The organism is Inquilinus sp. CA228, assembly GCF_052078665.1.
In the GTDB taxonomy this organism is placed as follows: Bacteria; Pseudomonadota; Alphaproteobacteria; order DSM-16000; family Inquilinaceae; genus Inquilinus.
In genome coordinates, this window is sequence record NZ_JBQJIK010000025.1 from 68,795 (window position 1) to 93,348 (window position 24,554).

The 24,554-nt window shown below is 70.1% G+C and carries 32 protein-coding genes; 19 read left to right on the forward strand and 13 right to left on the reverse strand.

What is annotated here, in order from left to right; genetic code table 11:
* Positions 1 to 4 precede the first annotated feature (4 nt).
* Positions 5 to 178 carry a hypothetical protein gene (locus ACTOWL_RS14595; protein ID WP_441321968.1) on the forward strand — a complete coding sequence of 58 codons (174 nt, stop codon included), beginning with the start codon at positions 5 to 7 and terminating at the stop codon, positions 176 to 178.
* Positions 179 to 220: 42 nt separating this feature from the next.
* On the opposite strand, the gene ACTOWL_RS14600 is transcribed toward ACTOWL_RS14595, so the two are convergent.
* Positions 221 to 1,108 (reverse strand): AEC family transporter, encoded by an 888-nt coding sequence (locus ACTOWL_RS14600; protein WP_441321969.1) that lies wholly within the window; start codon positions 1,106 to 1,108, stop codon positions 221 to 223.
* Positions 1,105 to 1,794, reverse strand: coding sequence for a phosphatase PAP2 family protein (locus tag ACTOWL_RS14605; RefSeq protein WP_441321970.1), 690 nt, complete (start codon positions 1,792 to 1,794; stop codon positions 1,105 to 1,107). The genes ACTOWL_RS14600 and ACTOWL_RS14605 overlap by 4 nt, the downstream gene beginning before the upstream one ends.
* Before the next feature lie 183 nt (positions 1,795 to 1,977).
* On the opposite strand from ACTOWL_RS14605, the gene ACTOWL_RS14610 reads away from it, so the two are divergent.
* The 5 genes from ACTOWL_RS14610 (at position 1,978) to ACTOWL_RS14630 (ending at position 5,257) form a co-directional block, all read left to right on the forward strand.
* Positions 1,978 to 2,904, forward strand: coding sequence for a TauD/TfdA dioxygenase family protein (locus tag ACTOWL_RS14610; protein WP_441321971.1), 927 nt, complete (start codon positions 1,978 to 1,980; stop codon positions 2,902 to 2,904).
* A 119-nt stretch (positions 2,905 to 3,023) separates the two neighbouring features.
* A complete protein-coding gene (locus ACTOWL_RS14615; RefSeq protein WP_088153075.1) occupies positions 3,024 to 3,287 on the forward strand; it encodes a metal-sensing transcriptional repressor in 264 nt (87 codons plus the stop codon).
* Positions 3,288 to 3,303: 16 nt separating this feature from the next.
* Positions 3,304 to 3,489: a hypothetical protein gene (locus tag ACTOWL_RS14620; protein WP_441321972.1), complete on the forward strand. Its 186-nt coding sequence runs from the start codon at positions 3,304 to 3,306 to the stop codon at positions 3,487 to 3,489.
* A gap of 17 nt (positions 3,490 to 3,506) precedes the next feature.
* Positions 3,507 to 4,475, forward strand: a complete 969-nt coding sequence (gene dmeF, locus ACTOWL_RS14625) for a CDF family Co(II)/Ni(II) efflux transporter DmeF (RefSeq protein ID WP_441321973.1) — start codon at positions 3,507 to 3,509, stop codon at positions 4,473 to 4,475.
* Positions 4,476 to 4,552: 77 nt separating this feature from the next.
* A complete protein-coding gene (locus ACTOWL_RS14630; RefSeq protein WP_441321974.1) occupies positions 4,553 to 5,257 on the forward strand; it encodes a hypothetical protein in 705 nt (234 codons plus the stop codon).
* A gap of 73 nt (positions 5,258 to 5,330) precedes the next feature.
* Here ACTOWL_RS14630 and ACTOWL_RS14635 read toward each other — a convergent pair whose 3' ends face one another.
* The 4 genes from ACTOWL_RS14635 to ACTOWL_RS14650 all read right to left on the reverse strand — a co-directional run bounded on the left by ACTOWL_RS14635 (position 5,331) and on the right by ACTOWL_RS14650 (position 7,159).
* Positions 5,331 to 5,819, reverse strand: coding sequence for a peptidylprolyl isomerase (locus ACTOWL_RS14635; RefSeq protein ID WP_441321975.1), 489 nt, complete (start codon positions 5,817 to 5,819; stop codon positions 5,331 to 5,333).
* Positions 5,820 to 5,960: 141 nt separating this feature from the next.
* Entirely contained in the window at positions 5,961 to 6,356 is a 396-nt protein-coding gene (locus ACTOWL_RS14640) for a type II toxin-antitoxin system VapC family toxin (RefSeq protein ID WP_441321976.1), read from the reverse strand.
* Positions 6,356 to 6,595, reverse strand: a complete 240-nt coding sequence (locus tag ACTOWL_RS14645) for a type II toxin-antitoxin system VapB family antitoxin (protein WP_441321977.1) — start codon at positions 6,593 to 6,595, stop codon at positions 6,356 to 6,358. The genes ACTOWL_RS14640 and ACTOWL_RS14645 overlap by 1 nt, the downstream gene beginning before the upstream one ends.
* A gap of 84 nt (positions 6,596 to 6,679) precedes the next feature.
* Positions 6,680 to 7,159 (reverse strand): Lrp/AsnC family transcriptional regulator, encoded by a 480-nt coding sequence (locus ACTOWL_RS14650; protein WP_441321978.1) that lies wholly within the window; start codon positions 7,157 to 7,159, stop codon positions 6,680 to 6,682.
* Positions 7,160 to 7,340: 181 nt separating this feature from the next.
* On the opposite strand from ACTOWL_RS14650, the gene ACTOWL_RS14655 reads away from it, so the two are divergent.
* A complete protein-coding gene (locus tag ACTOWL_RS14655; RefSeq protein WP_441321979.1) occupies positions 7,341 to 8,360 on the forward strand; it encodes a S1C family serine protease in 1,020 nt (339 codons plus the stop codon).
* 6 nt (positions 8,361 to 8,366) lie between these two features.
* Here ACTOWL_RS14655 and ACTOWL_RS14660 read toward each other — a convergent pair whose 3' ends face one another.
* Positions 8,367 to 8,972, reverse strand: coding sequence for a hypothetical protein (locus ACTOWL_RS14660; protein ID WP_441321980.1), 606 nt, complete (start codon positions 8,970 to 8,972; stop codon positions 8,367 to 8,369).
* A gap of 95 nt (positions 8,973 to 9,067) precedes the next feature.
* Here ACTOWL_RS14660 and ACTOWL_RS14665 point away from each other — a divergent pair, with 95 nt between their 5' ends.
* Positions 9,068 to 9,313 carry a hypothetical protein gene (locus ACTOWL_RS14665; RefSeq protein ID WP_441321981.1) on the forward strand — a complete coding sequence of 82 codons (246 nt, stop codon included), beginning with the start codon at positions 9,068 to 9,070 and terminating at the stop codon, positions 9,311 to 9,313.
* Here ACTOWL_RS14665 and ACTOWL_RS14670 read toward each other — a convergent pair whose 3' ends face one another.
* Genes ACTOWL_RS14670 through ACTOWL_RS14680 form a run of 3 tightly spaced genes read right to left on the reverse strand, consistent with a single transcriptional unit; the run spans position 9,314 to position 10,926 of the window.
* The gene (locus ACTOWL_RS14670; protein WP_441321982.1) at positions 9,314 to 10,000 is read right to left on the reverse strand and encodes a TetR/AcrR family transcriptional regulator; all 687 of its coding nucleotides are present in this window, start codon (positions 9,998 to 10,000) and stop codon (positions 9,314 to 9,316) included.
* A gap of 39 nt (positions 10,001 to 10,039) precedes the next feature.
* Positions 10,040 to 10,303 (reverse strand): EamA family transporter, encoded by a 264-nt coding sequence (locus tag ACTOWL_RS14675; protein ID WP_441321983.1) that lies wholly within the window; start codon positions 10,301 to 10,303, stop codon positions 10,040 to 10,042.
* On the reverse strand, positions 10,300 to 10,926 hold the full coding sequence (locus ACTOWL_RS14680) for an EamA family transporter (protein ID WP_441321984.1): 627 nt from the start codon (positions 10,924 to 10,926) through the stop codon (positions 10,300 to 10,302). Before ACTOWL_RS14680 ends, ACTOWL_RS14675 begins: the two co-directional genes overlap by 4 nt.
* Positions 10,927 to 11,002: 76 nt before the next feature.
* Here ACTOWL_RS14680 and ACTOWL_RS14685 point away from each other — a divergent pair, with 76 nt between their 5' ends.
* Positions 11,003 to 11,584 (forward strand): CGNR zinc finger domain-containing protein, encoded by a 582-nt coding sequence (locus ACTOWL_RS14685; protein ID WP_441321985.1) that lies wholly within the window; start codon positions 11,003 to 11,005, stop codon positions 11,582 to 11,584.
* A gap of 7 nt (positions 11,585 to 11,591) precedes the next feature.
* Here ACTOWL_RS14685 and ACTOWL_RS14690 read toward each other — a convergent pair whose 3' ends face one another.
* Positions 11,592 to 12,143: a putative glycolipid-binding domain-containing protein gene (locus ACTOWL_RS14690; RefSeq protein WP_441321986.1), complete on the reverse strand. Its 552-nt coding sequence runs from the start codon at positions 12,141 to 12,143 to the stop codon at positions 11,592 to 11,594.
* Between the two features lie 256 nt (positions 12,144 to 12,399).
* Here ACTOWL_RS14690 and ACTOWL_RS14695 point away from each other — a divergent pair, with 256 nt between their 5' ends.
* The 10 genes from ACTOWL_RS14695 (at position 12,400) to ACTOWL_RS14740 (ending at position 21,533) form a co-directional block, all read left to right on the forward strand.
* Complete coding sequence (locus ACTOWL_RS14695) at positions 12,400 to 13,758, forward strand: NAD(P)-dependent oxidoreductase (RefSeq protein ID WP_441321987.1); 1,359 nt, start codon at positions 12,400 to 12,402, stop codon at positions 13,756 to 13,758.
* Positions 13,759 to 13,796: 38 nt separating this feature from the next.
* Complete coding sequence (locus ACTOWL_RS14700; protein WP_441321988.1) at positions 13,797 to 14,090, forward strand: type II toxin-antitoxin system Phd/YefM family antitoxin; 294 nt, start codon at positions 13,797 to 13,799, stop codon at positions 14,088 to 14,090.
* A complete protein-coding gene (locus ACTOWL_RS14705; protein WP_441321989.1) occupies positions 14,087 to 14,542 on the forward strand; it encodes a PIN domain-containing protein in 456 nt (151 codons plus the stop codon). Before ACTOWL_RS14700 ends, ACTOWL_RS14705 begins: the two co-directional genes overlap by 4 nt.
* 71 nt (positions 14,543 to 14,613) lie before the next feature.
* The gene (gene preA, locus ACTOWL_RS14710; RefSeq protein ID WP_441321990.1) at positions 14,614 to 15,894 is read left to right on the forward strand and encodes an NAD-dependent dihydropyrimidine dehydrogenase subunit PreA; all 1,281 of its coding nucleotides are present in this window, start codon (positions 14,614 to 14,616) and stop codon (positions 15,892 to 15,894) included.
* 98 nt (positions 15,895 to 15,992) lie between these two features.
* The gene (locus tag ACTOWL_RS14715) at positions 15,993 to 16,514 is read left to right on the forward strand and encodes a hypothetical protein (RefSeq protein ID WP_441321991.1); all 522 of its coding nucleotides are present in this window, start codon (positions 15,993 to 15,995) and stop codon (positions 16,512 to 16,514) included.
* Between the two features lie 27 nt (positions 16,515 to 16,541).
* Complete coding sequence (locus ACTOWL_RS14720; RefSeq protein WP_441321992.1) at positions 16,542 to 17,792, forward strand: Zn-dependent hydrolase; 1,251 nt, start codon at positions 16,542 to 16,544, stop codon at positions 17,790 to 17,792.
* A gap of 3 nt (positions 17,793 to 17,795) precedes the next feature.
* Complete coding sequence (locus ACTOWL_RS14725) at positions 17,796 to 18,617, forward strand: ABC transporter ATP-binding protein (RefSeq protein WP_441321993.1); 822 nt, start codon at positions 17,796 to 17,798, stop codon at positions 18,615 to 18,617.
* A gap of 13 nt (positions 18,618 to 18,630) precedes the next feature.
* Entirely contained in the window at positions 18,631 to 19,551 is a 921-nt protein-coding gene (locus ACTOWL_RS14730; RefSeq protein WP_441321994.1) for an ABC transporter permease, read from the forward strand.
* Positions 19,548 to 20,501, forward strand: a complete 954-nt coding sequence (locus ACTOWL_RS14735; RefSeq protein WP_441321995.1) for an ABC transporter permease — start codon at positions 19,548 to 19,550, stop codon at positions 20,499 to 20,501. Before ACTOWL_RS14730 ends, ACTOWL_RS14735 begins: the two co-directional genes overlap by 4 nt.
* A 30-nt stretch (positions 20,502 to 20,531) precedes the next feature.
* On the forward strand, positions 20,532 to 21,533 hold the full coding sequence (locus tag ACTOWL_RS14740; protein WP_441321996.1) for an ABC transporter substrate-binding protein: 1,002 nt from the start codon (positions 20,532 to 20,534) through the stop codon (positions 21,531 to 21,533).
* 49 nt (positions 21,534 to 21,582) lie between these two features.
* Here the strand turns inward: ACTOWL_RS14740 and ACTOWL_RS14745 are convergent, their stop codons facing one another.
* Together ACTOWL_RS14745 and ACTOWL_RS14750 are read right to left on the reverse strand one after the other, a co-directional pair.
* Complete coding sequence (locus tag ACTOWL_RS14745; RefSeq protein WP_441321997.1) at positions 21,583 to 23,145, reverse strand: calcium-binding protein; 1,563 nt, start codon at positions 23,143 to 23,145, stop codon at positions 21,583 to 21,585.
* 64 nt (positions 23,146 to 23,209) lie between these two features.
* Positions 23,210 to 24,554: calcium-binding protein (locus ACTOWL_RS14750; protein ID WP_441321998.1), on the reverse strand; the 1,345-nt coding region annotated here is incomplete at its 5' end.

A 24,554-nucleotide genomic window follows, 5' to 3' on the forward strand; every position in this document is an offset into this window, starting at 1 on the left:
TATCATGGCGGACAGGACACAGCCGGGCGCGGCCGGCGGCGATGCGGATGCGGAAAGCGGCTCGGTCGGCGACGACAACCGCGGCCGGGCCCTGGTGGCGCTGGAGGTGATGCGCCGGCGCCGCCTGATCGACCCGGCCACCTACGAGGTGCGGAAGCGGGAGATCGAGGAATCGTAGGTTGGGTTCGCGTCCGCGAACCCAACAGCATCGAGCAGCAGCCTACGCCATCAGCACGGCCAGCAGCACCGGCAGGGTCAGCAGGCTGATGATGGTGCCGACGACGACGGCGCCGGCCACCTCCTCCACCGGGCCGCCGTAGCGGGCGGCGAACAGGTAGTTGAACACCGCGGGCGGCATCGCCGATTGCAGGATCAGGATCGCCGCGGTCGGGTGCGGGATCGCGAACAGCCAGACCACGCCGTATCCGGCGGCGAGGCCGAGCCCGAGGCGCAGCCCGGCCAGCCACAGCGCATGGCCCAGATTGGCGATGCGCAGGCTGGCCAGCGACACGCCGAGCGCGATCAGCATCAAGGGCAGGGTGACGCCGCCCAGCAGCTCGGTCGCATTGGCCAGCCAGCGCGGCGTGTCGATGTCGCCGGCGGCGAAGGCGATGGCCAGCAGGATGGCGTAGATCGTCGGCGTCCTGAGGATCTCGGTCCAGCGGGCGTGGCCGGAGGCGCAGGAGACGCCGACGGTGAACTGCAGCAGGGTCATGGCGGCGGAGAAGGGCAGGGCCAGGGCCAGCCCCTCGTCGCCGAAGGCGAAATAGGCGATCGGCAGGCCGAGATTGCCGGCATTCGGCAGCATCACCGTCGGCAGCAGCGGCCGCACCGTCCGGCCGGTGGCGTACAGCGCCAGCCCGCCGACCAGGCCGCAGGCGAACACCGCCAGCAGCGCCAGCCCGGCTTGGCCGATGATCTCGCCGGCCGGGATGTGGAACCGGGTCAGGGTCGAGAACACCAGGCAGGGCGAGCCGACATAGGTCACCAGCCGGGTGACGAAGCCGAGGTCGAAGGGATGGCGCGACCGGGCCCAGACATAGCCGACCCCGGCCGCGGCCACCACCGGCGCCAGCACCGGGACCAGGGCGGCGATGAGGTCGATCATCGGATGACGGCGGCCGGGCCGCCGGTCGTCTCCAGGCAGCGGCGCACGGCCAGCGCCACCACCACGCCCAGCCAGGCGCCGGCGACGATGTCGGCCGGGTAGTGCGAGGTCACGACGACCCGGCTCAGCGCCACCAGCCCGCCCAGCAGGGCGAAGGCCCAGCCCCAGCGCGGGAACAGGATCCACAGCGCGGCCATCGCCGTGGCCATGGTCTGGGCGTGGCCGGACGGGAAGCTGTTCGAGAACAGGTCCCAGCCGAAGGGGTGCGGCGCGAAGGCGTCCTGGCGGAACAGGTGGCGCGGCCGCGGCCGGCCGATCGCCGCCTTCAGCAGCCAGTTGGTCAGGGTCGTCGCCACCAGCGCCACCAACATGAAGCCGAAGCCGCGGGCCCGCTGCAGCCGCCGCGCCCGGACGTCGCCATAGGCGGCCAGGAAGGCGGCGAAACGCCAGCCGAGCCAGCCCAGGATCGCCAGCGCGTACCACCACACGCCCAGGCCGATATCGGTGAAGACCTTGACCGCGGCGATGACGCCGGAGCCGCGACGGGCCTCGAACCACAGCGCCGCCGGCCGGTCGACGAAGGCGACCAGCAGGGCGCACAGCACGGCGACGGCAATGCCGCTGGCCAGCAGCGGCCGCGCCGCCAAATCGCTGCGTCTCGCCGCGATGTTCTCCGATCGACCCACTGCCCCTCCGGATGCGTCCGTCGTTTACGACAAACCGCCGCTTCCAGAAACGGCATTCCGGGCATCCGAGGGTCCCGGTTCTGTAACCTCTGAAGTCTGATGTGAAATACAGACATTGATCTCAATGAAAATGTATATCTAAATGATACCCGACGCCGCGACGTGAATGAACAGGAGCACAGCATGGGCGACCATCATCGGGACGGCACGGCCGGCCTCGACCTCCGGCCGATCGCCGGCCGCATCGGCGCCGAGATCCACGGCCTCCGACTCTCCGGCGACCTCGATCCGGCCGCCCTCGATGGGCTGCGCGCGGCGCTGCACCGGCACAAGGTGATCTTCCTGCGCGGCCAGGATCTCGACGATGCCGGGCAGGAGGCCTTCGCCCGGGCGCTCGGCGACCCGGTGGCGCATCCGACCCAGCCGGTGGCGATCGGCGCCGACTTCCTGCTCGAGCTCGATTCGGCCCGCGGCCAGCGCGCCAACTCCTGGCACACCGACGTCACCTTCGTCGACGCCTACCCCCAGGCCTCGATCCTGCGCGCGGTGGTGGTGCCGGAATTCGGCGGCGACACCATCTGGGCCAACACCGCCACCGCCTATCTCGACCTGCCGGCGCCGCTGCGCGGCCTGGCCGACCAGCTCTGGGCCCTGCATAGCAACGACTACGACTACGCCGCCTCGCATCCCGAGGCGACGCCGGAGCGGCTGCGCTACCACCGCGAGGTGTTCGCCTCGACCGTGTACGAGACCGAGCATCCGGTGGTGCGGGTGCATCCGGCGACCGGCGAGCGCACCCTGGTGCTGGGCCATTTCGTGCGCCGCTTCCTCGGCCTCTCGGCCAATGAATCGGCCCAGCTGTTCACCACGCTGCAGGCCTATGTGACCCGGCCGGAGAACACGGTGCGCTGGCAATGGCGGGCGGGCGACGTGGCGATCTGGGACAACCGCGCCACCCAGCACTACGCGGTCAACGACTATGGCGACCGGCGCCGCGTGGTGCGCCGCGCCACCATCGCCGGCGACATCCCGGCCGCCATCGACGGCCGCCGCAGCACCACCCGGGTGAAGGCGGTGCGGGAAGCACAACCAGAAGCGGCGGCCGCCTGACTTCCGATCTACCCGGTTTGGACCGATGTTTTGCCTCTCCCGTTTACGGGAGAGGCAATTTAAAGCCCTGCGACCAGCCATCCCTTGCCCTATCCTCTCCAGGGGGATAGGTTCTTTCCATGAGCCATGCCAACAATCCCGAGATCCTCGGCCGGCTGAAGCGGGCCCAGGGGCATCTCGCCGCCACGCTGCGCATGGTCGAGGCCGGCGAGGACGGCCTCGCCATCGCCCAGCAGCTCCAGGCCGTGGTCAAGGCGGTGGAGAAGGCGAAGACCATGCTGATCCTCGACCATGTCGACCATTGCGTCGCGCATCTGGCGAACGGGGCCGAGGGCCGCGACGCCCGCCTCGCCTCGCTGCGCGAGATCACCAAGTATCTGTGAAGGCATCGAGACCATCATGTGCTGCCGCGTCGCCGTCGAACGGGTCTATCGCGAGCTCTGCGCCCGGGCCGAACCGCCGGAATGGGCCTTTGAGGCCGCCCTGACCCTGTACCGCCACAACCATCCGGAGGTGCCGGTCGCGCTGGCCACGCGCGATGTCTGCGACTGGACCGGCCACCCGGCCATGCTCCTGCTCCACTGATCTCCCGGGAGGCGGCGATGCACAGCCATTCCCTCGACGACTGGCGGCACGACCACCTGTTCCTCGGTGCCGACCATGCCCGCAACGAGCGCCGCACCCGCTGGGTGGTGGCGCTGACCGCGGCGATGATGGCGGTCGAGTTCCTCGGCGGCCTCGCCTTCGGCTCGATGGCGCTGCTGGCCGACGGGCTGCACATGGCGACTCATGCCGGGGCGCTCGGCGTGGCCGCGCTGGCCTATCGCTACGCCCGCCGCCACGCCCGCGACCCGCGCTTCGCCTTCGGCACCGGCAAGCTCGGCGACCTCGCCGGCTTCGCCAGCGCCCTGGTGCTGGCCGTGGTCTCGATCGGCATCGGCTGGGAGTCGATCGTCCGGCTCCTGAACCCCGTCGCCATCGCCTATGACCAGGCGATCGCCATCGCGGTCGTCGGCCTCGCCGTCAACATCGCCAGCGCCTGGCTGCTGCATGACGGCGGTCACCAACACGATCACGGGCATCACGATGCCCATGATCACGGCCACCACCACGATCACGGGCACCATGCCCATGACCGCGACCACAATCTGCGCGCGGCCTATTTCCACGTGCTGGCCGATGCCGTGACCTCGGTCGGCGCCATCCTCGGCCTGCTCGCCGGCCGCTTCTACGGCTGGGCCTGGATGGATGCGGTGATGGGGATCGTCGGCGGCATCATGATCGCGCGCTGGTCCTGGGGCCTGCTGCGCGATTCGGGCGCGGTGCTGCTCGACACCGTGCCCGATCCGGGCCTGGCCGACTCGATCCGCGACCGGCTCGAGACCGGGGGCGACCGCATCGCCGACCTGCATCTCTGGCGCGTCGGCCCCGGCCACGCCGCCGCCATCGTCGCCCTGGTCAGCGACCGGCCGCTGCCGCCGGCGCAGTACAAGGCCCGGCTCGGCGGCCTGCCCGGCCTGTCGCATGTCACCGTCGAGGTGAACCGCTGCGAGCATCACGCAGCGGCGTGAGGCGGCCTGCGGCGGATTGCCGTGGCGCCTTCCGCCCGCACTGCAGCCATCCTGCCGGTCCTGAGATGAGGAGACCGATGGTGCGCCGCCTGCCGATCGTCGCTGCCGCAGCCGCCCTGGTGCTGACCGCGCCGCTCGCCCTGGTCCGGGCCGAGGTCGCGGCCGGCCAGGAGGCCGGCGCCACCGCCCTGTCCGACCGGCTGGCGCTGACCGCCCTGGTGCAGTCGTTGCGCGCCGGGCTCGGCGCCACCGACAGCGCCACCCTGTTCCTGGAAGACTGGTGCGGCCGCTACGGCCTGGCGCCCACGGCGAAGATCGTCGCCCGGCGCGTGCCCGGCGAGGTGGCGCTGACCGACCAGCAGCGCCAGGAGCTGGAGATCACCGACGCGGCCGAGCCGGTGGTGTATCGCCGGGTCCAGCTGGTCTGCGGTGACCAGGTGCTGTCCGAGGCCGACAACTGGTACCTGCCGGACCGGCTGACGCCGGAGATCAACGCGGTGCTGACCGGGACCGACACGCCCTTCGGCCGCGCCATCCGGCCGCTCGGGCCTTCGCGCCGCACCCTGTCCTCGACCGTGCTGTGGCAGGCCCTGCCGGAGGGGTGGGAGCGGATGCCGTCGGCGCAGCTGGCCGGCTGGGCCGCCGCGGCTCCGGCGCCGGCCTATGACCCGGCGGCCTCGCTGTTCGAGAACCGGGCGATCGTGCTGCGCCAGGACGGCAAGCCGATCTCCGAGGTGCGCGAGACCTACAAGATGCCGCTGATCGCCTTCCGCTTCCGCTGAAACGCAGAAGCCCGGCCGCCCCTTTGGAAGATAGGGGGGCCGGGCTTCCTCTCGATCGATCGGTGGCCGTGCCTTACTTGACGTCGGCGGCGACCTGCAGCTTGACGATCGTGTCCGGGTTGGCCGGCGGCTCGCCGCGCTTGATCTTGTCGACGAACTCCATGCCCTCGACGACCTGGCCCCAGACCGTGTACTGGCCGTTCAGGAAGCTGCCCTCGGCGAACATGATGAAGAACTGGCTGTCGGCGCTGTTCGGGCTCTGCGACCGGGCCATGCCGAGGGTGCCGCGCTTGAACGGCGCCTGGCTGAACTCGGCGTCGATCTTCTGGCCGGACCCGCCCATGCCGGTGCCGTCCGGGTCGCCGGTCTGGGCCATGAAGCCCTCGATCACGCGGTGAAAGATGATGCCGTCATAGAAGCCCTGCCGCACCAGCTCCTTGATGCGGGCGACATGCTTGGGCGCCAGGTCGGGGCGCAGCTCGATCACCACCCGGCCATAGGTCAGGTCGAGATAGAGCGTGTTTTCGAGATCGCGGGCCGAAGCCCCCTGGGTGATGGCCATGGCGAGGAGAAGACTCCCGAGAAGTTGCAAGAAACGCGTCATGCGCTGGGCGCTCCGGACGGGTCGCGAAAGGTGGCCAGAAACAAGCACGGGTCGCGCTCCGGCACAACCCGGTGCGGCATGCGGCCTCTCTCCCTGCAGCTATCCGACGTGGATATCGGTGTGGACGAAGTCGTTTCCCTTGAACAGGAGTGGCGCGCCGCAGGCCCTGGCGCAGGCATAGGCGAAGCAATCGCCGAAATTGAGGGCGGCCCGATGCCGGCCGCGGCCGTAGATGCGGGACGCCCGAAGGGCTTCGCGGCCGATCGCGGCCCCGATCTCGACCATCTCCGCCTTGGTTTCCTCGACGAATCGCTCGACCAGCGCCTCCGCTTGCTCGAACGGGATCTGGGCCTCCCGGGCAAGGCCGATGACGGCCTCCCAGACCGACAGGGCGGAGACCTGGCTGCGAGGTGCCTGCGACAGACGCGAGGCGAGCGATTCCCAGCCTTCCTCCTGCGCGATGATGGCAATGATGGCCGAGGCGTCGACGAACATCAGAAACCGCCGCCCTCCTCGTCGAAGAACGCCTTGTCGGCCTTCAGCCCAGTCTTCGGATACCGCGCATAGCGATCTCCGATGGCGCGCAGCCGCTCGACCAGCGGCGCCGTTCCGGCGGCCCGATGGTATTCGTTCTCGACGGCCTCGCGGATGGTCTCGGTCAGGCCCTTCTGCTTGAGCTTGGCCAGGCGTCGCACGGCTGCATCCGTGGCCTCATCTTTGACGGAGAATGCCATTACATACCTCCTGGTATAGATCTCTATATAGGTCGGTATAGAAGCGTCTTCAAATGAGATCCTGCGCGACCGCACGCGGCGCGCTCAGGGCGTGGGCGGCAGCGGCAGCCGGCGGCTGTCCTTGATGGTGTCGAGCACGATGCGCGAGCGGATGGCGGAAACGCCGTCGATCCGCATCAGGCTGTCCATGATGAAGCGCGACAGATCCTTCAGGTCCGGCGCCACCACGCGCAGCTCGTAGTCGGCGTCGCCGGTCACGGCGCAGCATTCGACGATCTCGGGGTGGCGCTGCACCGCCTCGCGGAAGGCCTCCGCGGTGAAGGCGCCATGCTTCTCCAGCGTGATCGAGATATAGGCGGCGACCGACAGGCCGATGCGGTCGGGGTCCAGCAATGCCGCGTAGCCGCGGATCACCCCGGCCTCCTCCAGCCGCTGCAGCCGCCGGGCGCATTGCGACGGCGACAGCAGCACCCGTTCGGCCAGGGCGATGTTGCTCATCCGGGCGTCGTCCTGCAGCGCCGCCAGAATCCGCCAGTCGAAGCCATCCAGCGCGTCCGTCGCCATCTCCGGGCATCCTCGCCGTGTTCGGTGCGCGAATCGCGCATGCCGTGGCCGGACGATACGCCGGGCAGCCGCCCTCGTCAGCCTGACGCTGTTCCCCTTGGGTTCTCCCCCTAGCATGCCTACATCTTCGGAAACGGGACGCGCCGGCTGGCGCCGCCCCTTCCGCTCCCAAGGTTCTGCCATGCCCGGCTACGAAACCCGCTTCCTCCTCGACGCCTCGGCGCCGGGGCCCGAGGCCTCGACGCCATCCGCCGCCTCGACAGGCGCCGATGCGCTCGACGCCTATTCCCGCACCGTGATCGACGCCGTGCGCGCCGCCGCGCCCTCGGTCGTGCATCTCCGTGTCTCCGGCAAGGGGCCGGACGGCGGCCTGGTGCCCCAGGGCAGCGGCTCCGGCGTGATCTTCACCCCGGACGGCTTCGTCCTGACCAACAGCCATGTGGTGCATGGCGCGGCGTCGATCACCGCCACGCTCAGCGACGGCCGCAGCGTCATCGCCTGGCCGGTCGGCGAGGACCCGGACACCGACCTCGCGGTGCTGCGCCTGCACGACAGCGTACCGGGCTGGGCGCCGCTCGGCTCCTCCGCCGCGCTGCAGGTCGGCCAGCTGGTGGTCGCCATCGGCAACCCGCTGGGCTTCGAGGCGACGGTGACGGCCGGCGTGGTCAGCGCCCTCGGCCGGTCGCTGCGCGGCCGGTCCGGCCGGCTGATCGACGGCGTGCTGCAGACCGATGCGGCGCTGAACCCCGGCAACAGCGGCGGCCCGCTGGTCGACGCGCTCGGCCGGGTGGTCGGCATCAACACCGCGATGATCGCCGGCGCCCAGGGCCTGTGCTTCGCCATCGGCAGCGACACCGCCCTGGTGGTGGCGTCGGAGATCATCCGCCATGGCCGGGTGCGGCGCGCCTCGCTCGGCATCGCCGCGCAGACCATCCGGCTGCCGCGGCCGACGCAGCTGGCGCTCGGCCTGCCTGCCCCCGGCGGCGTGCGGGTGGCGGAGCTGCTGCCCGGCGGCGCCGGGGCCACGGCGCTGCGCGTCGGCGACGTGATCCTGGCGATCGACGGCCATCCGGTCGACGGCGTCGACGCGCTGCACCGGCTGCTCGGGGTGGACCGGGTCGGCGTCGCCACCGCCCTGCGCCTGCTGCGCGACGGCCGGGTGCCGGAGGTGTCGGTGACGCCGCGCGAGCGGACGAGCTGACCGGCCTTACTCGAAGGTGGTGGCCATGCTGGCGCCGTAGGCGATGATGCCGCCGCCGGTCAGCGCCACCGCCGGGATATCGTGCGCCTCGATGTTCCCGAAGTCCTTCTCGCGGGTGTAGAAGCCGCCGCGCGCGTACTGCGCGTCATAATATTCGCCCAGCCGCTTGGCATAGGCCAGCTGCTCCGGCCCGTCGGTCGGCTGCTGTGACTGCGCCTGGATATAGCTCTGCAGCGCGACATTGACCTCGCGCTGCGAGGCGATGGCCGTGCCGGGATACAGCCTCACCCGTTCGGCCATGAAGCCGGCGGCCTTGGCCTCGGCGGCGTCGTTCTGCTTCGCCGACACCCGCTTCAGCCCGTCCCAGGCATCGGTCAGGTCGGGCCAGGCCATCCCGGCCTGGCGGTACAGGCTCTTGGCCTCGCCGGGGTTGCCGGCCTCGGCGGCCTTGGCCTGGGCCAGCAGGGCCTCGCCGCGGCTCTGGTCGAAGCCGGCTTCGCCGGAGGCGGCCGCGCTCTGCAGCACCGTCGGCGGCAGCGCCGGCTGATACGGCTCGGCGGCGCAGGCGGCGAGGACAAGGAGGGCCAGCGGGGTGAGGGTGCGCAGCAGCATGGCCCATCCTTAGCGCAAAGCGGTCCGCGCCGCCATGGACGCGTCGCCGCGACGGCCTGTGATAGAATGGACGTCGGCCTATCAGGGTGGTGCGGATGAGCCTCGCGATCCCGATCCTTCTGCTTCTGCTGATTGCCGTCTTTGTCTATCGCAGCCTGGCGCCGGCCCGCCGCCGTGTCGCGGCCGCCCGGTCGGGCTCGGGCGCCGTTCCGGCCGGGTCCGACGGCGGCTCCTCGACCGGATCCCACGCGTCCCATTGCGGCGATTCGGGCGGGTCCGATGCCGGCAGCTGCGGTGGCGATTCGGGGGGTGGCGGCGGTGGTGGAGGAGGCGGCGACTGATCAGCCGCCGCGTGGCGGCTTCAGGCCGCAGCCGCGCAGGATCAGCCCGGTGACGTGCCGGCCGGCGACCAGGAAGACGTCGTCATCCAGCGCCTCGCGCCCCAGCACGGCCCGGATCTGGGCCTCGAAATCGGCATAGGTCTGGGTCGCGGCCCACAGGGTGAAGACCAGATGCCGCGGGTCGACGGGCGCCATCCGGCCGGCGGCGATCCAGCCCTCGATCACCCGCGCCTTCTCGTCGATCGTCCGCTTCAGCTTGCCCGACAGGTAGTCGGCGACCTGCGGCGCGCCGTGGATGATCTCGTTGGCGAAGACCTTCGACGCCAGCGGCCGGCTGCGCGACCAGCGCATCTTGTCGCGGATATAGGCGGCCAGCGCCTCGGCCGGGTCGCGCTCCGGCACCAGATGGTCGAAGGCATCGACCCACAGGTCGAGGATGCGGGCCAGCACGGCGCGGTACAGCGCCTCCTTGGTGCCGAAATAGTAATGCACGTTGGCCTTCGGCAGCCCGGCGCGTTCGGCGATGCCCTGCATGGTGGCGCCGGAGAAGCCGGCCTCGGCGAACACGCCCTCGGCGGCGTCCAGGATCTGCGCCTCGCGGGCCCGGCGCAGGCGGCTGCCCGCGCTCGGCCGCGGTGTGTCCAGGCCTGTGTCGTCCGGCGATTCCAGCATCTCGGCATCGGTCATGCCGGCAATATCGGCCGGAAGGCCGGCGCCGTCGATAGCTCAGCGTGCCGGTTCCGCGGCCCCTGGCCGGGCCGGCTCAGACTCGCCCCGTCCGGCCAGCGCGATGCCGGCGACGATGAAGACGCTGCCGACCAGGGCGGCGGTCTGCGGCACCTGGCCCAGGATCGGCCAGGCCAGCACCGTCGCCACCACCGGCTGGCCGTAGCCGGCGATGGCGGAGAAGCCGGCGTCGAGCGTGCGCAGCGCCTTGGCGATCAGGATCTGGGAGGCGAAGGCGATCAGCGCCTGGGCCGCCAGGTTCACCCAGCCGGACGCTCCTGCGGCAGGATCCGGTCCTGCAGCAGCGCCACCGGCAGCGCGCCCAGCGCGGCGCCGACCAGCGCGGCGCCGACCAGGGTCCAGAAGGTGACGGTGGCGGCGTCCTGCCGCCGGCACAGGTCGGCCGAGATCAGGAAGCAGACAGCGTAGAACAGGGCGGCCAGCAGCGCCATGCCGTTGCCCAGCAGGTCGCCGCCGGCGGCGCCGCGGGCCCCGGCCAGGATGGCGATGCCGAGGAAGGCGACCAGGCCGCCGCCGACCACCCGCCCGTCCGGCCGGCGGCGCCGCCACAGCACCGGCAGCAGCGCCACCAGCAGCGGGTAGATCATCACCAGCAGCGTCGCCTCCAGCACGCTGGTGCGCATGATCGAGGCGTTCCACAGCACCAGGTCGCCGGCCAGCATCACCCCGGCCAGCAGGGCGAGGCCGATGTCCCGCGCCGGCATGCCGGGCGAGCGCCAGGCCAGGATCGCGGCCGGGATGCAGCTGAGGACCAGGCGCCAGAAGGCGGTGGCGGCGGGGTCGACCGAGCTGGTGCGGACCAGGATCGGGCCGATCCCCGACAGGCCGACGCCGGCATAGAGCTGGCCGAGGGCGTTCCTGCGCATCGTAACCACCTTTCTGGAGTTTGCTGGTAACGATATAGGTCTCGCTGAAACCTGTCAAATGGGCTATGCTGGTTTCATGTCACCTGAGCCGTCCTCTCCGTCCGAGCCGCAGCTGGTCGGCGGCTTCGCCTGCCTGGATTTCTGCAACACTCTGTCCGGATGGGGCGGGCCGGGGCCGCGGGAGCGGGCCGGCGACCCCGCCGCGCTGGCCGCCTGGTGCGCGCATGCCTTCGGCGAGACGCCGCGGATCGACGCGGCGGACTGGACCCGGCTGATCGGGCTGCGTGGGGTGCTGCATGCGGTGCTCGACGCCGTGGCGACCCGGGCCGAGCCGCCGGCAGAGGCGGTGGCCCAGTTGCAGGCGGAGGTGGCGGAGGCGGCCTCCCGCCGCCGGCTGACCGTCAGCGCGGCCGGAAGCGCCTGGCGGGATGCGCCGCCCGCGGACGGTGTGGCGGTGCGGCACCGCCTGGCGATGGATGCGCTCGACCTGCTGCTCCAGGGCGAGCCGGCGCGGCTGAAGCGCTGTGCCGGCCACGACTGCGGCTGGCTGTTCTACGACCGCAGCAAGAACGCCAGCCGCCGCTGGTGCCTGATGGCCGATTGCGGCACCACCGACAAGGTCCGCCGCTTCCGCCAGCGGCAGCGATCGGGGGCATGAGACCGGCCTATCCCACTCGGCGGTACAGGCCCGGATAATCCAGCACCAGCTCGTTGGCGTCGGTGCTGATCTCGGCGGTGAAGCCGCTGCCGTCCAGCGATTCGAAGCGCCAGCGCCGTAGAGCAACGGCGGTGTAGCGCTGCGGCGCGGCAAAGGGAGCCAGGTCCGGCAGCGGCAGATACGCCACCTTGATCTCGGCCGATTCGCCGGGCTGCAGCCCCAGCCGCCGGATCGGCAGGGTGTTGGTGAAGGGCGTCGCCACCAGGTCGACATCGATGCAGCCGTCCAGCGCCGGCAGTGGCGTGCCGTCGCCGGTGGTCCAGGCGCCGCCGCCATCGGCCAGGAGACGCAGCCGCCGGTCCCCGGCATGGTCGGTCACCGCCACCGACCGCACCCGCCATTCGGCGTCCATCACCATGGTGTAGCTCAGCGCCCATTCCACGCCCGCATCGCCGCCGATCACGACGCTGTCGGCCTGGATCCAGGCGCCGCTGCGGTGCAGCCGCAGATGCTCCAGGCCGATGCCTTCGGCCGGGGCCCATCGGACATGTCGATCCATGCACCGTCTCCCGTGCGCTCGCTTGCGATCGTTCCTGAAACGTTCCTAGCATGATTCGGGTCCTGGAAACAAACGAGAGTGATACTGATTCTCAATTCAAAATAGAGTTGACCATTTGGTCAGGTTCTCGATACCGTCTCGGTCAGGTGAGGTGCGGCGCCGCAGCGGAATCCGGGAAATCCGGGCGCGGCGCCGGGATGTGAGGGCCGGGAACGGCCGGCGAGGGGCCGGCCGGATCGGCCATCGGAGGCTGGGAATGACGACGGGATCCGACATCGCGGCCGGGCGCCTCGGCGCCGACCGCATCGCCGAGGACTTCGCGGAGATCCATCCGCCGCTCGACCGGCGCACCGCGCTGATCGAATCCAGCCGCTGCTATTTCTGCTACGACGCGCCCTGCATCGAGGCCTGCCCGACCGGGATCGACATCCCGGCCTTCATCAAGGGCGTCGCCACCGACAATGTGAAGGGCGCGGCGCAGGCCATCCTGACCGCCAACATCATGGGCGGCATGTGCGCCCGGGTCTGCCCGGTCGAGGAGCTGTGCGAGGATGCCTGCGTCCGCAACCACCAGGAGGAGAAGCCGGTGGCGATCAGCGCCCTGCAGCGCTACGCCACCGACCATGTGTTCCTGCGCGGCGAGCAGCTGTTCAGCCGCGCGCCCCTGACCGGCAAGCGCGTCGCCGTGGTCGGCGCCGGCCCGGCCGGCCTTGCCTGCGCCCACCGCCTCGCCGTGCTCGGCCACGACGTCGTCGTGTTCGAGGCGAAGCAGAAGGGCGGCGGGCTGAACGAATACGGTCTCGCCGCCTACAAGATGGCGGACGGCTTCGCCCAGGCGGAGCTGGCCTATATCCTCGAGATCGGCGGCATCGAGATCCGCACCGGCCTGGCGCTGGGCCGCGAGGTGTCCTTGAGCGAGCTGCGGCGCGACTTCGACGCCGTGTTCCTCGGCCTCGGCCACAACGCCGTCAACGCGCTGGGCTGCGACGGCGAGGCCATGGCCGGGGTGGAAAGCGCCGTCGACTTCATTGCCCGGCTGCGCCAGGCCGCGGACAAGCGGGCGGTGCCGGTCGGCCGCCGCGTTATCGTGATCGGCGGCGGCAACACCGCGATCGACGCCGCCACCCAGGCTAAGAAGCTGGGGGCGGAGGAGGTGACGCTGGTCTACCGCCGTGGCGCCGAGCAGATGTCGGCGACCTGGAAGGAGCAGGACTGGACCCAGGTCAACGGCGTCACCGTCCGGCATTGGGCCCAGCCGCGCCGTATCCTGGGCTGGCCGGCCAACGGACGCGGCCCGTCGGTCAAGGAGGTCGAGTTCGAGCACACCCAGCTCGACGCCCAGGGCCGCCTGACCGGCACCGGCGACCGCTTCACCGTGCTGGCCGACCAAGTCTTCACCGCCATCGGCCAGTACCTCGTGCCGTCTGCTTTCGCCAACGAGGCGGAGACGCTGGACATGGCCGGCAACCGCATCGCCGTGAACGAGGAGCGGCAGACCTCGCTGTCCGGCGTCTGGGCCGGCGGCGACTGCGTGCCGGGCCAGGACCTGACCGTCAGCGCCGTGCAGGACGGCAAGCTGGCGGCGCTGTCGATCGACCGGGCGCTGCGGCGCTGAATGTGCTACATAAGTAGTGCATTCGGAGGAGCGATGCCATGAGCGACGGGTCCAGCACCACCATCACGTTGCGCGAGGCCAATCAGGGCTTCGCCGAGATGATCCGCGCGGTCGAATCCGGCCAGGAATTCGTCATCACCCGCCGCGGCGAGCCGGTGGCGCGGGTGGTGCCGGTGTCGCGCCGGCGCGTCCTGACCCCATCCCAGCAGGAAGCACTGGAGCGAACCCGCGAATTGGCGGCTCGCGGGTTCGACCTCGGCGGCTGGCCGGGCCGCGACGCGATCTACGACGAGCGAATGGATGAGCTGGCTCGCAGGCGTGGCGAGAAATGAGTCATCGCTTCTCCCTCGACGCCAACGTCCTGTTTTACGCCATCGATGGAAGGGACTTGGTGAAACAGGGCCGCGCGCTTGATCTGGTCGGCCGCTCGGCAATGGTGGATTGCGTCGTCTCGCTGCAGGCGCTGGGCGAGTTCTTCCATTCCGCGTCACGGCGACGGCTGCGGGAGAAGTCTCTGCTGTCGGTCCAGACGCAAAGATGGTCGGAGCTGTTCCCGATCGTCTCGTCGACGCCGAAGCTGCTGCCCCAGGCCCTGCAGCTGGCCGAGCAGGGGCAGGTGTCGTTCTGGGATGCGATGCTGGTGGCAACTGTGGCCGAAGCCGGCTGCACCACGCTGCTGAGCGAGGACATGGCGGACGGCGTGGCGTTGGGCGGCGTCACCGTGCGCAACCCGTTCCGGGGCGACCGGCTGCCGGATGAGATCGAGACGCTGTTGACGGTTTGACCCGACCGGCGCCGCCGGTCGGACGAGATGCAAACGGCCGCAGAGCCGAGGAACACCAGCTGGAGGCTGTCATGGCCGATCTGAGCAACGACTTCGTGGGGATCCGCTCCCCGAACCCGTACTGGCTGGCCTCGGCGCCGCCGACGGACAAGGAGTACAACGTCGTCCGCGCCTTCCGCGCCGGCTGGGGCGGGGTGGTGTGGAAGACGCTGGGCGAGGACCCGCCGGTGGTCAACGTCTCGTCCCGCTACGGCGCCGTCAGCTACAACGGCACCCGCGTCGCCGGCCTCAACAACATCGAGCTGATCACCGACCGGCCGCTCGAGCTCAACCTGCGCGAGATCAAGCAGGTCAAGCGCGACTGGCCGGACCGGGCGATGATCGTGTCGCTGATGGTGCCCTGCGAGGAGCAGAGCTGGAAGTCGATCCTGCCGCTGGTCGAGGACACCGGTGCCGACGGCATCGAGCTCAACTTCGGCTGCCCGCACGGCATGTCGGAGCGCGGCATGGGCTCCGCCGTCGGCCAGGTGCCGGAATATGTCGAGATGGTCGCGCGCTGGTGCAAGCAGTACACGCGCATGCCGGTGATCGTGAAGCTGACGCCGAACATCACCAACATCCTGGGGCCGGCCCGGGCGGCCAAGCGCGGCGGCGCCGACGCGGTGTCGCTGATCAACACCATCCAGTCGATCGTGTCGATCGACCTGGACCTGATGGCGCCGACGCCGACGGTCGATGGCCTGGGCACCCATGGCGGCTATTGCGGCCCGGCGGTGAAGCCGATCGCGCTGCGCATGGTCGGCCAGATCGCCCGCGACCCGGAATGCCAGGGCATGGCGATCTCGGCGATCGGCGGCATCTCGACCTGGCGCGACGCGGCGGAGTTCATGGCGCTCGGCGCCGCCAACGTCCAGGTCTGCACCGCGGCGATGACCCACGGCTTCAAGATCGTCGAGGACATGTCGTCCGGCCTGGCCAACTGGATGGACGGCAAGGGCTATGCCGACACCCGCGCCTTCCAGGGGCTGGCGGTGCCGAACTTCGTCGAATGGCAGGATCTGAACATCAACTTCAAGTCGATCGCCGCCATCGACCAGGACGCCTGCATCCAGTGCGGCAAGTGCTACATCGCCTGCGAGGACACCTCGCACCAGTCGATCTTCGCGCTGCGCACGCCGGAGGGCGGCCGCCGCTACGAGATCAACGAGGAAGAGTGCGTCGGCTGCAACCTGTGCATGCATGTCTGCCCGGTCGACAACTGCATCACCATGCAGACGGTCGACACCGGCCGGCCCTATCTCAACTGGCAGCACCACCCCAACAACCCGATGCGCAAGGACGCTGCCGAATAACCCCTTACTTTGATGCAATTTGGCATCGTCGGCTCGGAAGTGATCGGTCATGATGGCGCCCTTCCGATCATTCGATACGAAAAGAAGCGAGGGGTACAATGGCTGTCATGCGACGCGCGGTGCTGGTGGGGATCGTGGCCGCGGCGCTCGCCGGATGTGCCGGCAAGGAGCCGGCCTCCGGACCTGTGGCGGAGGCGAAGATCGACGATTTCGCCGGCTCCTGGATCGGCTCGAGCCAGGAGGAGGTGCAGCGGGCCTCGGCGGTGATCGTCGAGCCGCGGACCGACGGCGGCTTCCGGCTGTTCTGGCGCAATGTCCAGGCCGGCGACGGCGCCGACGGGCTGGAGTTCCGGGAGCGCGAGCTGGCCTTCCAACCCTCGACCCGGCCGAACTTCTGGACCGCCACGGTTCCGGCCGACCGCGCCTATGCCACCGCCAGCCTGTCAGGCCCGACCCTGACGGTCGAGGTCGTCGGCGCCACCAAGGAAGGCAAGGTCGAGCGCCAGCTCTATCGCCGCACCCTGGTCGACACCACCCATCTGAAGCTGGCCTACACGCGCGAGGTGGCGGGCCAGCCGGCCTCCACCATCGAGGCCGAGTTCATCCGCAAGCCGGCCTGATCGGGGATCGGGCCTAAGGAATTGACGATGCAGCAGAACATCCAGATCGACCCGCAGCGCCTCTGGGACGCGATCATGGAGACCGCCGAGTTCGGCAAGACCGCGAAGGGCGGGGTCAAGCGTCTGACCCTGACCGACCTGGACAAGCAGGTGCGGGACTGGTTCCGGCGGCAATGCGAGGCGGTCGGCTGCACCGTCACCGTCGACGAGGTCGGCAACATGTTCGCCCGCCGGCCGGGCCGGGACAATGCGCTGCCGCCGATCTGCGTCGGCAGCCATCTCGACACCCAGCCGACGGGCGGCAAGTTCGACGGCATCCTGGGCGTGCTGTCGGGGCTGGAGCTGCTGCGCACGCTGCACGACACCGGCTACGAGACCAACGCGCCGATCGAGGTGATCAACTGGACCAATGAGGAAGGCTCCCGCTTCGCCCCGGCGATGCTGGCCTCCGGCGTGTTCGCCGGGGTGTTCACCAAGGAGTACGCCTATAGCCGCGAGGACCGCGACGGCCAGCGCTTCGGCGACGAGCTGGACCGGATCGGCTATCGCGGCCCGGTCCCGGTCGGCCAGCGCCGGCTCGGCGCGCATTTCGAGCTGCATATCGAACAGGGGCCGATCCTCGAGGCCGAGGAGAAGGTGATCGGCGTCGTCACCGGCGTGCAGGGCATGCGCTGGTACGAGGTCACGGTGACCGGCCGCGAGAGCCATGCCGGGTCGACCCCGATGCGGCTGCGGCGCGACGCGCTGCGCGGTGCCGCCCGGATGATCGAGGCGGTGATCGCGGTCGGCGACACCACCGCCGATGCGGTCGCCACGGTCGGCCTGGTCGAGGTTCGGCCGAACAGCCGCAACGTCATCCCCGGCGAGGTGTTCTTCACCATCGACTACCGCAACCCCGACGATGCGAAGATCGGGGTGATGGAGGCGGCGGCGCGGGCGGCGATCGACCGGATCGCAGCCGAGTTGAAGCTCGAGGTCAAGGTCGAGGCGATCTGGGATTCGCCGGCGGTGAAGTTCGACCCGGCCTGCATTGATGCGGTCGAGGCGGCGGCCCGGTCGAACGGCTTCGCCCATCGCCGCATCGTCTCCGGCCCCGGGCATGACTCGGCCTACATCGCCCGGGTGGCGCCGACCGCGATGATCTTCGTGCCGTGCCGCGAGGGCATCAGCCACAACGAGGAGGAGAGCATCGAGTTCGACCACGCCGCCGCCGGGGCCAATGTGCTGCTGCGCGCCGTGCTCGACTACGACCGCTCGCTCGAACAGAAGGCGGCCTGAGGCATGGCGGTGTCGGCGGTCCGACAGTCTCCGCGGACGGATTCCGCCGCCCCGCCGGTGGTCGAGGCCCGGCGCCTCGGCCTGACCTTCCAGACCGCCGATGCGCCGGTGGTGGCGCTGCAGGATGTCGACCTGACCATCGGCGAGGGCGAGTTCGTGTCGCTGATCGGCCCGTCCGGCTGCGGCAAGACCACGCTGATGCGGGTGGTGGCCGACCTGGTGCGGCCGACCGCCGGCTCGGTCACGGTGAACGGGATGACGCCGGAGCAGGCGCGGCTGGCCCGCGCCTATGGCTATGTGTTCCAGGCGCCGGCGCTGTACCCCTGGCGCAATGTCCGCCGCAATGTCGAGCTGCCGCTCGAGATCATGGGCGTGCCGGCGGCGGAGCGGCAGGAGCGGGCGCGGGCGGCGCTCGGCACCGTCGGCCTCGGTCCGTTCGAGAAGAAGTTCCCCTGGCAGCTCTCCGGCGGCATGCAGCAGCGCGTGTCGATCGCCCGCGCCCTCGGCTTCCAGCCGAAGCTGCTGCTGATGGACGAGCCCTTCGGCGCGCTCGACGAGATCACCCGCGACAACCTCAACGTCCACCTGCTGGACCTGTGGAACCGCAGCAACCTGACCGTGATTTTCGTCACCCATTCGATCCCCGAGGCGGTGTTCCTGTCCTCCAAGATCGTGGTGATGTCGCCGCGGCCGGGCCGGATCCTCGACGTGATCGACAGCGACCTGCCGCGCGAGCGCGACCTCGACATCCGCGAGACGCCGGAATTCCTCGCCATCGCCCAGCAGGTCCGCGAAGGCCTGCGGGCCGGGCATTCCTACGAGTGAGGGCATCGCGCCCATGACCGCGCTCGCCGAATCGCTTCCGGCCCGGCCGGGGACCTGGGCACGGCTCAAGGGCGGGCGAGCGCTGCCGCTGGCGACCGTGCTCGGCGCCTTCCTGATCCTCTGGTATCTCGGCTCGTTCTGGCTGAACGCGCCGGCGGCGGTGGAGCGGCTGAACCGCGCCGGGCCGGACTGGACCACCGCACAGTTCTTCGACGCGATCTGGAAGCTGGACCGGCCGCTGCTGCCGACGCCGGACCAGGTCGCGACCGATCTGTGGGGCAGCACCGTCGGCCGCCCGGTGACCAGCAACCGCAGCCTCGTCTACCACGCCTGGGTGACGATGAGCTCGACCCTGGTCGGCTTCGTGCTCGGCACGCTGCTCGGCATCGGGCTCGCCGTCGGTATCGTCCATGTGCCGACGCTCGACCGGTCGCTGATGCCCTGGGTGATTGCCAGCCAGACCGTGCCGATCCTGGCGATCGCGCCGATGATCGTGGTCGTGCTCGGCAATATCGGCCTTACCGGCGTGGTGCCGAAATCGATCATCTCAGCCTATCTCAGCTTCTTCCCGGTCACCATCGGCATGGTCAAGGGGCTGCGTTCGCCCGACCCGCTGCAGCTCGACCTGATGCGCACCTACTCCGCCCGGGGCGCCCAGGTGTTCTGGAAGCTGCGCTGGCCGGCGGCGGTGCCGTTCCTGTTCCCCAGCCTGAAGATCGGCATCTCGCTGGCCCTGGTCGGCGCCATCGTCGGCGAGTTGCCGACCGGCGCCCAGGCCGGCATCGGCGCGCGGCTGCTGACCGGCTCCTATTTCGGCCAGATGATCCAGCTGTGGTCGGCGCTGGTGATGGCGGCGATCCTGGCCCTGCTCTGCGTCTACGCGGTGACCCTGACCGAACGCGCCGTGATCGCCAGCCGCGGAGGCCGGGGATGAGCGCGCGGGTGCTGCGCAGCTTCGGCTGGCTGCTCCTGGCGGTGGTCCTCGCCGGCTTCGTCCTGTGGTGGATCGATGCCGGCGGCGTGTTCGCGTCCGGCACCGCCTGGATCGCCCTGCCGATCGTCGCGGCGGTGGCCGCGTCCTGGGCAGCGCTGCACGGCCTGTCGCCGGTGCCCGGCCGGGCCGCCGGCATCGCCGTGCCGGTCCTGTTCGGCGCCGCGCTGCTGTGGCTGTGGCAGGTGCTGGTCACCGGGTTCCAGGTGCCGCAGATCCTGCTGCCGGCGCCGTCGCAGATCGCGGGCCGCTTCGCCGCCAGCACCGACACGCTATGGGTCGACTTCGTCCAGACCTTCATCCGCTCGGCCATCCCGGGCTTCCTGATCGGCTCCGGCGCCGGCTTCCTGACGGCGGTGGCGATCGATCGGTCGCCCTTCCTGCAGCGCGGCCTGCTGCCGCTCGGCTCCGCCGTCTCGGCCATGCCGATCGTCGGCATCGCGCCGATCATGATCATGTGGTTCGGCTTCGACTGGCACTCCAAGGCCGCCGTGGTCGTGGTCATGACCTTCTTCCCGATGCTGGTGAACGCGCTGGCCGGGCTGGAGGCGGCCGGGGCGATGGAGCGCGACCTGATGCGCTCCTACGCCGCCAGCTATTGGCAGACGCTGCGCAAGCTGCGGCTGCCGGGGGCGCTGCCCTTCATCTTCAACGCGCTGAAGCTGAACGCCACCCTGGCCCTGATCGGCGCCATCGTGGCCGAGTTCTTCGGCACCCCGATCTACGGCATGGGCTTTCGCATCTCGACCGAAGTGGCGCGGCTCAATGTCGACATGGTCTGGGCCACCATCCTGGTCGCGGCCGTCGCCGGCTCCGCCTCCTACGGGCTGCTCGCTTTGGTGGAGCGGGCGACCACCTTCTGGCACCCTTCGATGCGGGAAGCGGAACGCTGAACAAGATCTGACGAACGGGAGAGGCTTCACATGAAAAAAACCATTCTGGGACTGGCCGCGATCGCAGCGCTGGGTTTCGGCCCGGCACAGGCGGCGGACCCCTTCACCATCCAGCTGAAATGGGTCACCCAGGCGCAGTTCGGCGGCTATTACGTCGCCGCGGAGAAGGGCTACTACGTCGACGAGGGGCTGGAGGTCACGATCAAGCCTGGCGGGCCGGACATCGCCCCGCCGCAGGTGATCGCGGCCGGCGGCGCCGACGTCATCATCGAATGGATGCCGGCGGCGCTGGCGGCGCGCGAGAAGGGCGTGCCGCTGGTCAATGTGGCGCAGATCTTCAACCGCTCCGGCATGATGCTGACCTGCAAGAAGGACAGCGGCGTCACCTCGCCGGCCGACTTCAAGGGCAAGACCCTCGGCGTCTGGTTCGCCGGCAATGAATATCCGTTCCTGTCCTGGATGGGAAAGCTGGGCCTGTCGACCTCGGGCTCCAACCCGGACGTCAAGGTGCTGCGCCAGGGCTTCAACGTCGACCCGCTGCTGCAGAACCAGGCGGCCTGCATCTCGACCATGATCTACAACGAGTACTGGCAGGTGATCGACGCCGGCGTGCCGGAGAAGGACCTGATCACCTTCTATTACGAGGACCAGGGCGTGGCGACGCTGGAGGACGGGCTGTACGCCCTCGACTCCAAGCTCCAGGACCCGGCCTTTGTCGACCGGCTGGGCCGCTTCATCAAGGCGTCGGTCAAGGGCTGGGCCTATGCCAAGGCGCACCCGGACGAGGCCGGCAAGATCGTGGCCGAGGCCGATGCGTCGGGCGCCACCACCGATGCGGTGCAGACCCGGCAGGCCGAGAACATCGCCAAGCTGATCACCGCGTCGGACGACAAGATCGGCTGGCTCGACCCCGAGGCGTACAAGCGCACGGTGCAGGTGCTGCTGTCGAGCAAGAGCGACCCGGTGATCACCAAGGACCCGGGCGACGCGGCCTGGACCCACGCCGCCTGGGACAAGGCGATGGCCAAGTAGGCATGGCAGCGGCGGGGCCGGCGAAGACCGTCCCCGCCGCGACCCGCCGCTACAGCACGAAGTCGCTGGCGACGAGGCCGATGGCGCCGGTGATCTGGATGTGGAAGTCGGAAATGCCGTCGCGTTGGATGTCGCCGCCGATGGTGGTGACGGTGCCGTCCGAGTGGTAGCGTAGCTGTCCGGCCACGCCCGAATAGAGGGCTGTGCCGATGAAGGTGAAGGCTTGGTCGCCCGCGGTGAAGGGGTCGGCGTCGATCGCCGACAGGTCGATTTTATCGCCCTGGGCGCGGCTGAAGTCGGTGATCCGGTCGGCCGCTCCGACACCGCTCTGGATGCGGTGGGAATAGACGAAGCGATCGGCCCCGGTGCCGCCGCTCAGCGTGTCCTGGCCGCGTTCGCCGAACAGCACGTCGTCGCCCTCGAAGCCGTTCAGCCTGTTGTCGCCGGCGTAGCCGGTGAGGGTGTCGCCGGCCATGCTGCCATTGACGTCCTCGATCGAGATGAAGACGTCGCCTGCGGCACCGCCGCCGCCCATCCCGGTCCCGAGATCGATCGTGACGGCGATGGACGACCCCCAATAGGTGACCAGATCGGTATCGTCGCCGCCATCGAGGCGGTCGGCCCCGCCCTCGCCGCGAAGGATGTCGTAGCCGGCGCCGCCATAAAGCTCATTGTCGCCGGCGTCGCCGGTCAGCCTGTCGGCGCCCAGGGACCCTTCCAGGATTTCGATGTCGTTGGCGACGGTATCGCCCTGGGCCTGGCCGCTCCACGTTGGTCCGCCGATGATCACGATCACGCCGACCAGGCTGCCCTCGTAGCTGAGGGTATCCACCCCATCGCCGCCGGAGAACGCGTCGGCCCCGGCCCCGCCGACCAGCAGGTCGTCCCCGGCGCCGCCCGAAAGCGTGTCGTTGCCGTCCAGCCCCGTCAGCTGGTCGTTCCCGCTGCCGCCCGAAAGCGCGTCGTCGCCTCCCAGGCCCTCCAACCGGTCGTCCCCGGCGCCGCCCGAGAGCGTGTCGTTGCCATCCAGGCCCAAGAGCCTGTTGCTCACGTCGTTGCCGGTGAGGATGTCGGCAAAGAGCGAGCCGGTCACGTTTTCGATGTCATCGGCGACGAGATCGCCTTGCGCATCGCCGCCGGAGCCGGTGCCGCCGAGGGTCGCCGTGACGGCTGCGCCGCTCTCCTGATACGAGAGCAGGTCGTTCCCGGCACCGCCGGCAAGCGTGTCGGCTCCGGCTCCGCCATAGAGGTCATCGTCGCCGTCGCCGCCGGATAGGCTGTCGGTCCCGGCACCGCCATAGAGGCGGTCGGTGTCGGTGCTGCCGGAGAGTGTATCGTTCCCGGCTCCGCCATCGAGGCTGTCGAAGCCGGCGCCGCCGGAAAGGGTATCGTTCCCGTCTCCGCCAAAGAGGTCATCGTCGTCGTCGCCGCCGGAAAGGCTATCGTTCCCGGCTCCGCCGAAGAGGTTGTCGAAGCCGGTGCCGCCGTCGAGGAGGTCGTCGCCCCCGTAGCCGTACAGCTGGTCGAGCCCCGCGTAGCCATAGATCTGCTCGGCCTCGTCCGATCCGTGAATGATGTTGTTGCCGGCGTCCCCGTCGATGCGTCTTGGCATGCTTCCTCTCCTGTTTGAGTGAAGAAGACCAGTGCCGGCGGGGCCGGCACTGGTTTCCTGACCGCTACAGTACGAAGTCGGCCGCCTGCAGTGCAAAGGCGCCGGTGAGCTGGATGTGGAAGTCGGAGACGCCGTCGCCGTTCAGGTCGCCGGCGATGGTGGTGACGCCGGGGGCGGTGACGGCGGCGCGCAGCTCGCCGGCATGATGGGTGAAGGCGCCGGAGCCGATGAAGCCGAAGCCCTGGTCGCCGGCAACCCCGGTGTTGGCGTCGATCCCCGCCAAGTCGATCCGGTCGCCCTGGGCATGGCTGAAATCGGTGATCCGGTCGGCATTGGCCCCGACCACGCTGTCGCCGACGGCGGTGAACTGGAAACGGTCCGCCCCGGCGCCGCCGGTGAGGGTGTCCTGGCCGGCCCGGCCGACGAGGAGGTCGTTGCCGTTCCACCCTTGCAGGACATTGGCGCCGGCATTGCCGTACAGGCTGTCCCAGCCCTGGCCGCCGGAGAGGTTCTCGATGCCGGTCAGGGTGTCGCCCTGGGCCTCGCCGCCGCCGCCGAGGCCGCTGGCAAGGCTGACCACGACCCCGACGGTGCCGCTGTAGTAGCTGGCGGTGTCGGTGCCGGCGCCGCCGTCCAGCCTGTCGGCCCCGGCGCCGCCGCGGAGCACGTCGTTGCCGTTCCAGCCGGCCAGCGTGTTGGCGCCGGCGTCGCCGGCGAGGGTGTCGTTGGCCTGGCCGCCGGTGAGGTTCTCGATCCCGGTCAGGACGTCGCCCTGGGCTTCGCCGCCGCTGGCGGTGTGGGCGCCCAGATCGATCGAGACGCCGGTGGTGGCGTAGTAATAGCTGGCGGTGTCGTTGCCGGCGCCGCCGTCGATCACATCCGCCCCGGCGCCGCCGCGGAGCACGTCGTTGCCGTCCAGCCCCTGCAGCGTGTTGGCGAAGGTGTTGCCGACCAGGCTGTCGCCGCCCAGGCTGCCGATGGCGTTCTCGATGCCGGTATAGGTGTCGCCCTGCGCCTCGCCGCCGCTGCCGACGCCGGATTGCAGGTTCACGGTCACCGGGCCGGTGGTGCCGGAATAGGTCACGGTGTCGCTGCCGGTGCCGCCGAAGAACCGGTCGCCGCCGGTGCCGCCGCGAAGCGTGTCGTTGCCGGCGCCGCCGACGAGCGTGTCATTGCCGTTGCCGCCGGAGAGGGTGTCGTTGACGCTGCCGCCGAACAGGAAGTCGTTGTAGCCGGTGCCGGTGGCGGTGACCGCAGTGGCCGCGGTGTAGAAGACGAAGTTGCCGGCGGTCAGGCTGCCCTTGTTGACGTTCTTGAGGACGATGACTTCGTCGTCGCTGTCGTAGCCGAGGCGGATGATGGTGTCGTCGCCGCTCTGCTCCATGAAGGGCGTCAGGCTGGCGAGGTCG

Excerpts from the sequence above, each read along its gene's own strand:
- ACTOWL_RS14615 (WP_088153075.1), top strand. The coding sequence starts at position 3,024 with ATGAGCCATGCCAACAATCCCGAGATCCTCGGCCGGCTGAAGCGGGCC.
- ACTOWL_RS14680 (WP_441321984.1), bottom strand. The coding sequence starts at position 10,926 with ATGCGCAGGAACGCCCTCGGCCAGCTCTATGCCGGCGTCGGCCTGTCG.
- ACTOWL_RS14735 (WP_441321995.1), top strand. The coding sequence starts at position 19,548 with ATGAGCGCGCGGGTGCTGCGCAGCTTCGGCTGGCTGCTCCTGGCGGTG.
- ACTOWL_RS14640 (WP_441321976.1), bottom strand. The coding sequence starts at position 6,356 with ATGTTCGTCGACGCCTCGGCCATCATTGCCATCATCGCGCAGGAGGAA.
- ACTOWL_RS14630 (WP_441321974.1), top strand. The coding sequence starts at position 4,553 with ATGGTGCGCCGCCTGCCGATCGTCGCTGCCGCAGCCGCCCTGGTGCTG.
- dmeF (WP_441321973.1), top strand. The coding sequence starts at position 3,507 with ATGCACAGCCATTCCCTCGACGACTGGCGGCACGACCACCTGTTCCTC.
- ACTOWL_RS14720 (WP_441321992.1), top strand. The coding sequence starts at position 16,542 with ATGCAGCAGAACATCCAGATCGACCCGCAGCGCCTCTGGGACGCGATC.
- ACTOWL_RS14745 (WP_441321997.1), bottom strand. The coding sequence starts at position 23,145 with ATGCCAAGACGCATCGACGGGGACGCCGGCAACAACATCATTCACGGA.
- ACTOWL_RS14690 (WP_441321986.1), bottom strand. The coding sequence starts at position 12,143 with ATGGATCGACATGTCCGATGGGCCCCGGCCGAAGGCATCGGCCTGGAG.
- ACTOWL_RS14660 (WP_441321980.1), bottom strand. The coding sequence starts at position 8,972 with ATGCTGCTGCGCACCCTCACCCCGCTGGCCCTCCTTGTCCTCGCCGCC.
- ACTOWL_RS14655 (WP_441321979.1), top strand. The coding sequence starts at position 7,341 with ATGCCCGGCTACGAAACCCGCTTCCTCCTCGACGCCTCGGCGCCGGGG.
- ACTOWL_RS14610 (WP_441321971.1), top strand. The coding sequence starts at position 1,978 with ATGGGCGACCATCATCGGGACGGCACGGCCGGCCTCGACCTCCGGCCG.
- ACTOWL_RS14730 (WP_441321994.1), top strand. The coding sequence starts at position 18,631 with ATGACCGCGCTCGCCGAATCGCTTCCGGCCCGGCCGGGGACCTGGGCA.
- ACTOWL_RS14595 (WP_441321968.1), top strand. The coding sequence starts at position 5 with ATGGCGGACAGGACACAGCCGGGCGCGGCCGGCGGCGATGCGGATGCG.
- ACTOWL_RS14670 (WP_441321982.1), bottom strand. The coding sequence starts at position 10,000 with ATGACCGATGCCGAGATGCTGGAATCGCCGGACGACACAGGCCTGGAC.
- ACTOWL_RS14600 (WP_441321969.1), bottom strand. The coding sequence starts at position 1,108 with ATGATCGACCTCATCGCCGCCCTGGTCCCGGTGCTGGCGCCGGTGGTG.
- ACTOWL_RS14685 (WP_441321985.1), top strand. The coding sequence starts at position 11,003 with ATGTCACCTGAGCCGTCCTCTCCGTCCGAGCCGCAGCTGGTCGGCGGC.
- ACTOWL_RS14620 (WP_441321972.1), top strand. The coding sequence starts at position 3,304 with ATGTGCTGCCGCGTCGCCGTCGAACGGGTCTATCGCGAGCTCTGCGCC.
- ACTOWL_RS14635 (WP_441321975.1), bottom strand. The coding sequence starts at position 5,819 with ATGGCCATCACCCAGGGGGCTTCGGCCCGCGATCTCGAAAACACGCTC.
- preA (WP_441321990.1), top strand. The coding sequence starts at position 14,614 with ATGGCCGATCTGAGCAACGACTTCGTGGGGATCCGCTCCCCGAACCCG.
- ACTOWL_RS14645 (WP_441321977.1), bottom strand. The coding sequence starts at position 6,595 with ATGGCATTCTCCGTCAAAGATGAGGCCACGGATGCAGCCGTGCGACGC.
- ACTOWL_RS14700 (WP_441321988.1), top strand. The coding sequence starts at position 13,797 with ATGAGCGACGGGTCCAGCACCACCATCACGTTGCGCGAGGCCAATCAG.
- ACTOWL_RS14740 (WP_441321996.1), top strand. The coding sequence starts at position 20,532 with ATGAAAAAAACCATTCTGGGACTGGCCGCGATCGCAGCGCTGGGTTTC.
- ACTOWL_RS14665 (WP_441321981.1), top strand. The coding sequence starts at position 9,068 with ATGAGCCTCGCGATCCCGATCCTTCTGCTTCTGCTGATTGCCGTCTTT.
- ACTOWL_RS14705 (WP_441321989.1), top strand. The coding sequence starts at position 14,087 with ATGAGTCATCGCTTCTCCCTCGACGCCAACGTCCTGTTTTACGCCATC.
- ACTOWL_RS14715 (WP_441321991.1), top strand. The coding sequence starts at position 15,993 with ATGGCTGTCATGCGACGCGCGGTGCTGGTGGGGATCGTGGCCGCGGCG.
- ACTOWL_RS14695 (WP_441321987.1), top strand. The coding sequence starts at position 12,400 with ATGACGACGGGATCCGACATCGCGGCCGGGCGCCTCGGCGCCGACCGC.
- ACTOWL_RS14725 (WP_441321993.1), top strand. The coding sequence starts at position 17,796 with ATGGCGGTGTCGGCGGTCCGACAGTCTCCGCGGACGGATTCCGCCGCC.
- ACTOWL_RS14650 (WP_441321978.1), bottom strand. The coding sequence starts at position 7,159 with ATGGCGACGGACGCGCTGGATGGCTTCGACTGGCGGATTCTGGCGGCG.